The sequence below is a fragment of the uncultured Campylobacter sp. genome, assembly GCF_938002845.1.
Classification (GTDB): Bacteria; Campylobacterota; Campylobacteria; order Campylobacterales; family Campylobacteraceae; genus Campylobacter_B.
On record NZ_CALKZP010000054.1, the window covers coordinates 1 to 10,897 of the forward strand.

The following is a 10,897-nucleotide window of genomic DNA, read 5'->3' on the forward strand; positions in this document are numbered from 1 at the left end:
TATAGACTTTGCCGTCTCTTTTAAGCATACCGTTCTGCTCGCAGTAACGAGCGAATCGAAGTTAAATACCGGAGTTTTATTTGCTGCTCCTCTACCTCTCTTACCTCTTACTCTTTTAGCTCCGTTCTGCTCGCAGTTACGAGCGAAGCGAAGTAAAAGTAGCTTTCGTCAATCTCAAAGCGAAGCTTCTAGGCGAGCTTGCAAGCTGGAAATCTCACCGCTAAATTTACTTATCTTTTCACATTCTTGAGACATAAGATTTCTTATTTCCCTAAAGATTTTACATAGCGTTACTTCTGAGATTTTAGTTAAATTCGATATCTTTGATGCTTCTATGTCTTCTGCAAAATACTTGAGAATTTCTCTAAATTTCTTCTACGAAATTCGGGAACGAATTATATACTTATTTTTTAACCTCACTACGCTAGTTACTTTTCAAGAACATTGTGCTCATCGTAACTTACTGCTCCTTTGTGTGAGCTTAAGTTAAAGAGAGCCAAACAAAATTTCAGCGCGAAATTTTAAAGAAAAGCAAGGCGCAGGATTTTGATACGAGCTCGAAGGTGGAATTTTAAAGCAAAGCGCGGAATTTAACGTTTAAAGCGTAGAATTCTAGTCGTAAGATTAAGTATAAATTTTTAAAGAATTCAAAATAATTTCGTGCTCTTACGGCAAAATTCCGTGTCTCGCTTGTGAAGTTCGAGCTTAAAATGAACGAGGCAAATCGCGCCTCGTAAATCCTTAAAATCAGTTCGCAAATCCGCCGCAAATTCCGTGCCGCGCCTTTTAAAAGCTCCCGTAAAAATCCATTTAAAGAAACAATTATAAAAATTTAGCTAGAATTTCGCAAATTTTTTCAGGAGAAATTTATGACAAAAGCAGAAATCAAAGAGTTAATGGATTTTTTCGGCGAAAAGCAAGGCATTAACGAGCTAAAAATTAAAGATAAAGATTTTGAAATCGAGATAAAAAAATATGGAGCGTGCGGTGGGATCACGCCTCAGCTTGCCGCACCAGTACCCACTCCGCAACTTGCTGCGCCTTCGGTAAACGTGCTCGTGGGCGACAAACCCGCCACAAAAGGCTCGATGGATACGATTGACAGCCCAATGGTCGGTACTTTTTATAAGGCGCCAAGCCCGGGTGCGGCGGAATTCGTAAGCGTAGGCCAGGTCGTGCATAAGGGCGATACAATCGGCATAATAGAAGCAATGAAGATTATGAACGAGATCGAAGCGGAGTTTGACTGCCGCATCAAAAAAGCCCTCGTCGAGGACGGGCAGCCCGTTGAATACGCTATGGCGCTGTTTGAGGTCGAGAAGCTATGAGGGAGCTTAAGAAAATTCTAATCGCAAATCGCGGCGAGATAGCGCTCAGAGCGCTTCGCACGATCCAAGAGATGGGCAAGCAAGCCATCGTCGTGCACTCCACCGCCGATCAGGACGCGCTTTACGTCAAATACGCCGACGCGTCGGTCTGTATAGGCGGACCGCGCAGCAGCGATAGCTACCTAAATATCCCCGCAATCATCACAGCCTGCGAGCTAACCGAAGCTGACGCGATATTTCCGGGATACGGCTTTTTGAGCGAAAGTCAAAATTTCGTAGAAATTTGCGCTAAGCACGGCATTAAATTTATCGGCCCGAGCGTCGAGGCAATGACTTTAATGAGCGATAAGAGCAAGGCTAAGCAAGTGATGATGCGCGCGGGCATCCCCGTAGTGCCTGGCAGCGACGGCGCGATCGCAAGCGTCGAAGAGGCACGCAAGCTAGCCGTCGAAATCGGCTATCCGGTCATCATTAAAGCCGCAGCCGGTGGCGGTGGGCGCGGAATGCGCGTGGTCGAGCGCGAAGAGGATATCGAAAAGCTCTTTTGGTCGGCAGAGAGCGAAGCGATGAGCGCGTTTGGCGACGGCACGATGTATATGGAAAAATATATCACAAACCCCCGCCACATCGAGGTTCAGGTCTTAGGCGACGAGCATGGACATGTCGTGCATATCGGCGAGCGCGACTGCTCGATGCAGCGCCGCCACCAAAAGCTAATCGAAGAGAGCCCAGCCGTAATCTTGGATGAGCAGACGCGAAAAAGCCTGCATGAAACGGCGGTTCGCGCCGCTAAGGCGATCGGATACGCAAGCGCGGGAACGTTTGAGTTTTTATACGATAGCAAGGACAAGAAATTCTATTTCATCGAGATGAACACCCGCTTGCAGGTCGAACACACCGTAAGCGAGATGCGAAGCGGGCTCGATCTGATCGAGTGGATGATCCGCATCGCGCAGGGCGAGAAGCTGCTGCCTCAAAGCGAGATAAAATTTAGCGGGCATGCGCTTGAGTGCCGCATCACCGCCGAGGACTCTAAAAGCTTTATGCCAAACCCGGGCAAAATCACAAAATACGTCGCTCCGGGCGGCAGAAATGTGCGAATGGATAGCCACGTTTATGAGGGCTACTCGGTGCCGCCTTACTACGACAGCATGATCGGCAAGCTCATCGTCCACGACAAGGACCGCCAGCGCGCGATCGCAAAAATGAAGGTCGCGCTAGATGAGCTCATCATCGGCGGCATAAAATCGACGCGCGATTTTCATCTTAGGATGATGAATAACCCCGATTTCGTGGATAATAACTACGACACAAATTACCTAGCCAAGCATTAAATTTAAAACTCCAAGGGATGATACTCTTGGAATTTTAAAATTTATTTGAAATTCTGCATTTAAGATTCCGTTTGAAATTTTATATTTAAAAATCTACTTGAAATTTTGTTTTAAAATTTTATCGTGCCACGTTTTAAAATTTTACTATTAAATTTGCCGCTAAATCTAAGTGACGACGCGCGAGATACGTCGTCGCACGTGTTTTACGGCTAGATAAATGCTGGGCTCGGTTTAAATTTTACGTTCTATGGCGATTTAAATTTAGAATGTGTGTATTGTCACCGCAAATATTCGCTTTGATCCGCACCGATCTAGTTAAAATTTTAAGTCGCGTACACGCTTTAATTATCTATTTCGGTGACCACCACCACCGCCTGCGAGTAAGCGGCTAAAATTTACCGCACGAGCCACCAATGCACGTTCTGCATAAATTTTATCGCACTCGCCGTTGCGAGTATGAAAAAAGTAGTATCGAGCCGTAAATTTACGATTATTTGCCGCGCGCTAGAAACGACGACTGATTTATAGGCAAAGCGCGCTAGGTCTTTAAACCGTCAAATTTCAAACCCCGAATTCCTCGTAAAATTTATTTAGATAATCGGCGTAGTAGAAGTTTTGATTTCTAGCGTCAAATCTGCCCGCCAGCTCCAAAGCCGTCTTGTAGTCGCCCTCATCGCCAAACGCGCTAACGGCGATGAAAAATCGTAGGTCGTTCAGATCGTCGTTGCTATCGAGTATGGCGTGCGAGTGTTTACGAGCTAAGCTTAGCGCCGTCTCGCGCTCATCCAGCCTGACGGCGATCTCGATTAGCGGCGCGATCTGGTTTATGACGCGAGGATTTGACTCGATCGTCGCCGCGGCCTTGGGTAGCAGGGTTTTTGCCTCCTCTATCTTGCCCGTCTTTATCATGCTAAAAAGTATCGGTGCGTAGGTTATTTGCGGCACCTCGGAGCAGGTTAGCTCGCCCGAGAGTATCGGCTCGGCAAGACCCAGCGCCGCTGCATGCTCGCCTGCAAAATTTAAATACGCGATCTCATCGCTTGCTTCACACGCCTCGCAGTCGGCCATATCGTCTTTGGCAAGCTTTTTCCACAGCTCATAGTTGGACCTTGCCTCTCTAGCGTCGCCCATATCGATGTTTTGGTTCATCAAAGCCTTGTAGTATGAGGCCAGCGAGAGCTCCAAACGCTCGTAGTAAAACAGCATCGCCTTGTTCACCTCGTCTATGAGCTCCCTTTCGATTATAGAGCTTTTGGCTATGCCCGAGACTATCCATTTAAATTTCCACAGACAGCTCTCAAAGTCGCCAAAATTCGGGTATTCGCTTTCTTTTAAATTTTGCGCGATGTAGCCCGTGAGCCACATTAGCGCTCTGGTTCTTAAAAATGCGCCGAATTTTTCAAATTCCTCGTTTAGCACAAAGTCGCAAATTTGCGCGGCAAATTCGAAATTTTCCGCCTCGATAGCTCCCCTTATCGCATCAAACAGATACTCCTCCTTATCCGCCAGCCTATCAAATTGCCTTAGCTTTTCATAAAGCCCCTCTAGCGAGCCCTGCTTCATCTGCACTCCTCGTTGAATTTTGCGATAATTATATCCGTTTAGTCTGAAGCTAAGCAGGCGCGTCGCGATTTTAAAGCCCAGAAGGCAAAATTTAAAATTTATAGCGTTATCTTAAAGCGGCTTTGCTCGCGCCGTTTTAGCGCCATATTTGCCGCCGCGATAAGTAAATTTCAGCTTTGTTATATAAATTTAATATTAAAATGCCGTATTCATAAATTTTTTAAGAAAAGGGGAATTTATGGAGATAAACATACAGCGCTTTAAAAGCGAGTTCGAGCAGATAAGCCGCTTTGGGGCTTTGGCGGGCGGCGGGCTTACGCGGCTTGCGTTTTCGCGCGAGGATAAAGCGGCGCGCGACTTCCTCATATCGCTACTTCAAAAAGAAAATTTCAAGATCAAAATCGACGATACGGGCAATATTTTCGCTAAATTCAGCGGCGTCAGCAATCCCGATTTGCCGTCCGTCAGCGCGGGTTCGCATATCGATAGCGTGCCGCAGGGCGGCTTTTACGACGACACGTTAGGTGTCATGGCGGCTTTGGAGGCGATCCGCACGGTGCGAGATAGCGGAGAGAGGCTTGCGCGACCGCTGGAGCTTATCGTCTTTGTTTGCGAGGAATCAAGCCGCTTTAAAATGGCGACCGTAGGCAGCAAGATAATTAGCGGCAAGCTATCGCGGCAGCGGCTGGGCGAGCTAAAGGATAAAGACGGAATTTCGCTGTTTGACGCGATGCAGAGTTTCGGTTTAAATCCCGCAAATTTAAAAAGCTGCGTCCTGTCAAAATCCAGCTTTCATAGCTATATCGAGCAGGGGCCGGTATTGCAGCGACTCGGTATCCCCGTGGGCGTCGTCACGGGTATCGCCGCACCCGTGCGATACGAGCTACGGATCGAGGGTAGAGCCGATCACAGCGGCGCTACGCCGATGGATATGCGCTGCGACGCCCTAGCTTGCGCTAGCGAGATCATTTTAAGCGCGGAGAGGATCGCAAAGGAGGGCAAAACCACGGTCGCGACGACGGGCTATGCAAATGCGATACCCGGCGTGCTAAACGTAATCCCTAGCTCCTGCACGCTAGGTCTTGATATACGCGATATCGATGAGGAAGCGCTTAGGGCGGCGGACGATAAAATTTGCGCCGCGATAGGTGAAATTTGCGCTCGCCGAGGGTGCAGATTTGAACTAAAAAATCTCATCAAGGATCGCCCCGTAAAGCTAAGCGAGGAGATGATCGCTCTGCTTGAGAGCTGTGCCGGCGAGCTTAAAATTCCAAGCCTGAGGCTTCCTAGCGGCGCGGGACACGACGCGATGAATATGATGGAGCTTGCGGATCGCGTGGGGATGCTTTTCGTGCCGTGCAAGGACGGCATCAGCCACAACGTAAATGAAAGTATAAACTGGCACGACGCGTTTGCCGCTACGAAGGTTTTAGCCGCGGCGATGTTAAGCTTAGCCAAGGAATAAAGGAGAGAAGATGGATACTATCGCACAAAAAGTAGAGGCGCTCAAGGGCGAGATGATCGGGGATCGCAGGTTTTTTCACTCGCATCCCGAGACGGGTTGGTTTACCTTTTTTACGACCGCGGTTATCGCGGATCGTATGCAGCGCCTGGGCTATGAGATAAAGCTCGGTCGCGAGGTGGTAAAGGCTGAGGCGAGGCAGGGCGTAGGTAGCAAGGATGCCTGCGAGAAGGCGAAGCAGCGCGCCAAAGAGTTGCTAAACGCAGATCAAATGAAATTTCTTGATGCGATGGAGGATGGGCTAACGGGGCTAGTGGCGCAGATCGATACGGGACGCGCGGGCAAGACTGTCGCTTTTAGATTTGACATAGACGGCGTGGACGTGACCGAGAGCACGGACGCGGATCACCGCCCTTTTAAGGAGGGCTTTCGCTCCGATATCAGCGGCATTACGCATGCGTGCGGGCACGACGGGCATATCACGATGGGGCTTGCTTTAGCAAAGCTGATCGCGCAAAACTTAGACGATTTTAGCGGTAAATTTAGATTTATCTTCCAAACCGCCGAGGAGGGCACCAGAGGCGCCGTAGGTATGGAGGCTGCGGGCGTTACCAAGGGCGTAGATTATCTGCTGGGCGGTCATATCGGCTTTCAGGCGACCACTATGAGAGGCATCATCTGCGGTACCAAAAAGCTGCTTGCGACTACTAAATTTGACGTAAATTTAAAGGGTAAGTCCGCTCACGCCGCGGGCGCGCCGCAAAACGGAGCCAATGCCCTGCTCGCCGCAGCCGAGATGGCGCTTGATATGCACGGCATCACTAGGCACGCAGACGGCGTCACGCGTATCAACGTCGGCGTGCTGCGCGCTGGCGAAGGACGCAACGTCATCGCGCCTAACGGCTATCTTGCGTGCGAGACGCGCGGCGAGAGCACGGAGCTGAATGAGTTTATGAAGGCCAAATGTATGGACATAGTGGAGGGCGTTTCTAAAATTTACGGCGTCAGCTACGACGTGCAGGTCACGGGCGGCACCGCGGGCGGCGATAGCGACGAGGCTACAACGCAGCTTTACGAGGATGCGGCGAAGGCATCACCTTTCATCGATAACGATAAGATCGTAAGGGAGCTAAATTTCGGCGCGTGCGAGGACTTCGCGCACTTTATGCGCTCGGTGCAGGATGCGGGCGGCAAGAGCGGATATTTGATGATCGGCACGACGCTTGCGGCGGGGCATCACAACGCCAAATTTGACTTCGACGAGGACTCGCTGCTTGCGGGAGTGGACGTATATCTGCGCTGCGCGTATAAGCTAAACGGCAAAATTTAAGGAAAGCGGCATGAAAAGAGCACTACTTCTAAGCGCTTCCAGTTACAAAGACAGCGGCTATCTGAACCACTGCAAGGGGTGGATCAAAGAATTTTTAGGGGGTCTTTGGGAGGATGAAATTTTATTCATTCCGTTTGCGGGCGTTAGGCGCACGAACGAGCAATACGAGCAGAAGGTCGTGGACTGCCTAGAGAGCAACAATATCAGATCGATTCACCGCTTTTCCGATATGAAAGCCGCCGTTAAAAATGCCAAATCGATCTGCATCGGCGGCGGCAATACCTTCGTGCTGCTAAATGAGCTTTATAAATTTGATCTTTTAGGCGCGATCAAAGAGGCCGTGGATAGCGGTACGCCGTATTTCGGCTGGTCTGCCGGCGCAAACGTCGCGGGCAAGACGATGATGACCACCAACGACATGCCGATCGTCTTTCCGCCCTCGCCGGTAGCTCTGGGGATCTTTCCGTATCAGATCAATCCGCACTTCATAAGCGGTAAAATTTCAAACCACAACGGCGAGAGTAGGGAGGAGCGGTTAGAGGAGTTTTTGATCGTCAATCAAAACGACAGCGTCTATGCTATGCCCGAGGGTAGCGCGTTTTTGATAAACGGAAACGAGTGTGAGGTGATGGGATATGCGGACGTGCTAAAATTCGAGTATAAAAAAGAGATCTCGCGCATCGCCGTGGGAAGTAAATTTAAAATTTAAAAGGAGTTATCGTGGAGACACTTAGGTTACTTTTGGCGCTTGCGGGTATCGTCGCAGTCGTCGCTTTACTGATTATGAAGAAGGACACCAAAACCGTGCTTATCGGCGTGGGTTTGGTGCTGTGCGTGCTTTGTCTAAAGCCGCTGGACGGACTGGGCGCCTTTACCTCGTATATGACCAAAGCAGGGCTTATTAAGGCGATCTGCGCCAGTATGGGTTTTGCCTTCGTGATGAAATTTACCGGCTGCGACCGCGCGCTCGTAAATTTACTAACCAGGCCTCTTGGCAATATCGGGTTTTTATTGATCCCTATCGTCGTGGCGCTTACATATTTTATCAATATCGCTATCCCCTCCGCTGCGGGCTGCTCGGCTGCGGTCGGCGCTACGCTGATCCCCGTGATGATGGCTGCGGGCGTTAAACCGGAGATGGCGGGAGCCGCGGTATTTGCGGGAACTTTCGGTAGCGTTTTAAGCCCGGGCTCGGCGCACAACGTATTTGTCGCCGATATGGTAAAGGCGCACAACCCATCCTATACGGTTCAAGACGTCATCGCCGTGCAGTTTTCTAGCGCGATTACCGCTTTGATCGTGGTTTTGATCGTAATGAGTATAACGGCGATAGTTTGCAAAGACTACACCAAGGGGGTTAATTATCTCGCACAAAAAGAGGGCGGCGCAAATTCCGTCGCGTCAAATTCCGCCGACGGTTCAAATTTAGAGGCGCAGCCTCAAAAGATAAATGTCTTATACGCGCTTATGCCGTTAGTGCCGCTAGTGATTTTGGTAATCGGCGGCACGAGCCTAAATCAGGTCTCTTTCCTAAAATGGACGAAGATGGGCGTCGCCGAAGCGATGCTACTGGGCGCTATCCTCACCATCGCCGTTACTTTAACCGATCCTCAAAAAATTACGAAGGAATTTTTCAAAGGCATGGGCAGCGCGTATGCCGAGATCATAGGTATCATCATCGCAGCGGGCGTCTTCGTCGCGGGCCTTAGCGCGTGCGGAGCGATCGATTTCGTAATCGAGTGGCTTAAAAATGAGCAGGGCTACGTAAAATTCGGCGGAACTTTCGTGCCGTTTTTTATGGGCATTGTAACGGGCTCGGGAGATGCGGCGTCGATGGCGTTTAATACCGCCGTGACCGTGCACGCCGACGCGCTGGGTTTTGAGCAAGATAAGCTCGGTATGGCGGTTGCGATAAGCGGCGCGCTAGGCAGGAGCGCATCGCCGATTGCGGGCGCTTGTATCGTTTGCGCGGGACTTGCGATGGTAAGTCCTATTCAGATCGCTAAAAGAACGGCTCTAGGGATGTTTATATCCGTCTGCGTCATCGCATTTGTCATTTTATAAAAGGCTCATTTGTGGATATCGTGCAGAGGTTTTTAAACTACACCAAGATCAACACTACCACGAATAGGGTCGCGGGTGCAGCGGGCATAATGCCCTCAAACCCCAAGGAGCTCGAGCTTGCAGACCTCATAAAAAGCGAGCTCGAAGCTCTGGGCATAAAAAATATCAGCCTTAGCGAGAAATCGATTTTGATCGCTAAAATTCCCTCAAATTTAGACGCGCCCGCTCCGAGAGTAGCGTTTTTTGCCCACCTTGATACCAGCGCTGAACAGACGGGCGACACCAAAGCGCAGATCGTAAGATACGAAGGTGGCGATATATGCCTGAATAAAGAGCTTGGGATCTATCTTAAAGAGAGCGAAAATGATGAGCTGCGAGATTATAAAGGAGATGAGATCATCGTAACGGGCGGCACCAGCTTGCTAGGCGCCGACGATAAAGCGGCGATCGCCGCGATCCTGAATGCGCTAGAATTTTTCGTCCAAAATCCACAGATCAAGCACGGCGAGATAATCGCCTGCTTCGTGCCGGACGAGGAGCAGGGCTTGCGCGGCGCAAAGGCGCTGGACGTAAGCGAGATAGGCGCAGAATTTGGCTACTGCCTTGATTGCTGCGGCATCGGCGAGTTTATCTACGAGAACTGGAACGCGGGCGATTGCGTCGTTACCTTCAAAGGCCAGTCCGCTCATCCGATGAACGCCAAGGGCAAGCTCGTAAATTCCTTGCTTTTGGCGCATAAGTTTATCTCGCTGCTGCCCGCGGGCGAGGCGCCCGAATACACCGATGGCAAGGAGGGCTATTTTTGGGTCAAAGAGCTTAGCGGCAACAGCGCAAAGACCGTACTAAAGATCGACGTGAGGGAATTTGACGAGAAAAGATATGAGCAGCGTATGGAGTTTTTGCAAAAGACGGCGGACGGGCTTCGCGAGATCTGGGGCGATCGGATCGAAATTTCGCTAAACGACCGCTACAAAAACGTCTATAACTTTTTGAAAAACGACGACGCGCCGGCAATTCGGTTTGCAAAGCAAGCTTTTAAAAGCTTAAATATCGAGCCTAAGATCAAGCCTATGCGAGGCGGTTACGACGGCGCCGTCATCTCCGCAAAGGGGTGCCGTGCCCGAACCTCTTTACCGGCGGGCATAATTTCCACTCGATCTACGAATACCTGCCCGTAGGCTCTTTAAAAGCGGCGAGCGAAGTGGTTAAGCAGATCATAACGTTAGCGGCAAAAGAGGCACAAGCTTAGTTCGGGCGCTTTCTACTCCGCGCACAGATTTGATTTTAAATTTAGCTCGTTCATTCCGCCGCGAAATTTTACCTTGCAGGACATAATTTTTGGTTCCGTGGCGACGGATGACGCGGGCTACGACTATGACGTGGCTTTTGCGCGGTACCATTGTAGTGAGGAGATGGTGGAATTTCTGCTCGCGTTTTACGATAGCGACGCGTGCGTGGGTGCGGTGGATCGAGGTAGTTTCGAGTTTAGCCTAGGCGAGTCGCGATTTGACTACGTGGGCAAACGCTAAATTTACGCATTTAACGCGTCGCGATGAAACGGCAGCTTCTAGACTGCGTATAGTCTTATAAAATTTAAGCTGATTTGATGTATATTTCGCGCCGAACGTGGCTTTGAAATTTAACGCGTGAGCTATGTATTTGACTTGCGATGCGAGCTTAAGCGCGCAATTTTCGGGCCCTATTTGCAAACTAGACGAAATTTTTGGCACGGTAAAAGTAAAATTTAACCACACAACGCGTTAAAATTTAAAGAAATTCAGGGAGCGAAAATGGGAAAATCCGCCTTGGTGCTTGG

Annotated in this window: 8 protein-coding genes and 2 pseudogenes; 8 read left to right on the forward strand and 2 right to left on the reverse strand. The window is 49.9% G+C overall.

Annotated elements, in window-relative coordinates:
* Window positions 1–63 precede the first annotated feature (63 nt).
* Window positions 64–420, reverse strand: a pseudogene (locus tag Q0224_RS09665) (hypothetical protein); the annotation flags it as partial.
* A 449-nt stretch (window positions 421–869) separates the two neighbouring features.
* On the opposite strand from Q0224_RS09665, the gene accB reads away from it, so the two are divergent.
* Window positions 870–1,328, forward strand: a complete 459-nt coding sequence (accB, locus tag Q0224_RS09670; RefSeq protein ID WP_297950941.1) for an acetyl-CoA carboxylase biotin carboxyl carrier protein — start codon at window positions 870–872, stop codon at window positions 1,326–1,328.
* Window positions 1,325–2,662, forward strand: a complete 1,338-nt coding sequence (locus Q0224_RS09675) for an acetyl-CoA carboxylase biotin carboxylase subunit (RefSeq protein WP_297950944.1) — start codon at window positions 1,325–1,327, stop codon at window positions 2,660–2,662. The genes accB and Q0224_RS09675 overlap by 4 nt, the downstream gene beginning before the upstream one ends.
* Window positions 2,663–3,223: 561 nt before the next feature.
* On the opposite strand, the gene Q0224_RS09680 is transcribed toward Q0224_RS09675, so the two are convergent.
* Window positions 3,224–4,225, reverse strand: a complete 1,002-nt coding sequence (locus Q0224_RS09680) for a hypothetical protein (protein ID WP_297950946.1) — start codon at window positions 4,223–4,225, stop codon at window positions 3,224–3,226.
* A gap of 238 nt (window positions 4,226–4,463) precedes the next feature.
* Here Q0224_RS09680 and Q0224_RS09685 point away from each other — a divergent pair, with 238 nt between their 5' ends.
* The 6 genes and pseudogenes from Q0224_RS09685 to Q0224_RS09710 all read left to right on the forward strand — a co-directional run bounded on the left by Q0224_RS09685 (window position 4,464) and on the right by Q0224_RS09710 (window position 10,610).
* On the forward strand, window positions 4,464–5,690 hold the full coding sequence (locus tag Q0224_RS09685; protein ID WP_297950948.1) for a M20 family metallo-hydrolase: 1,227 nt from the start codon (window positions 4,464–4,466) through the stop codon (window positions 5,688–5,690).
* A 10-nt stretch (window positions 5,691–5,700) separates the two neighbouring features.
* Window positions 5,701–7,017, forward strand: coding sequence for an amidohydrolase (locus Q0224_RS09690; protein ID WP_297950950.1), 1,317 nt, complete (start codon window positions 5,701–5,703; stop codon window positions 7,015–7,017).
* A 10-nt stretch (window positions 7,018–7,027) separates the two neighbouring features.
* Window positions 7,028–7,726, forward strand: a complete 699-nt coding sequence (pepE, locus tag Q0224_RS09695) for a dipeptidase PepE (RefSeq protein ID WP_297950952.1) — start codon at window positions 7,028–7,030, stop codon at window positions 7,724–7,726.
* Window positions 7,727–7,737: 11 nt separating this feature from the next.
* Entirely contained in the window at window positions 7,738–9,081 is a 1,344-nt protein-coding gene (gene dcuC, locus Q0224_RS09700; RefSeq protein WP_297950954.1) for a C4-dicarboxylate transporter DcuC, read from the forward strand.
* A gap of 11 nt (window positions 9,082–9,092) precedes the next feature.
* Window positions 9,093–10,330, forward strand: a pseudogene (pepT, locus tag Q0224_RS09705) (peptidase T).
* Window positions 10,331–10,427: 97 nt separating this feature from the next.
* Complete coding sequence (locus Q0224_RS09710; protein ID WP_297950958.1) at window positions 10,428–10,610, forward strand: hypothetical protein; 183 nt, start codon at window positions 10,428–10,430, stop codon at window positions 10,608–10,610.
* The last annotated feature ends 287 nt before the right edge of the window (window positions 10,611–10,897 follow it).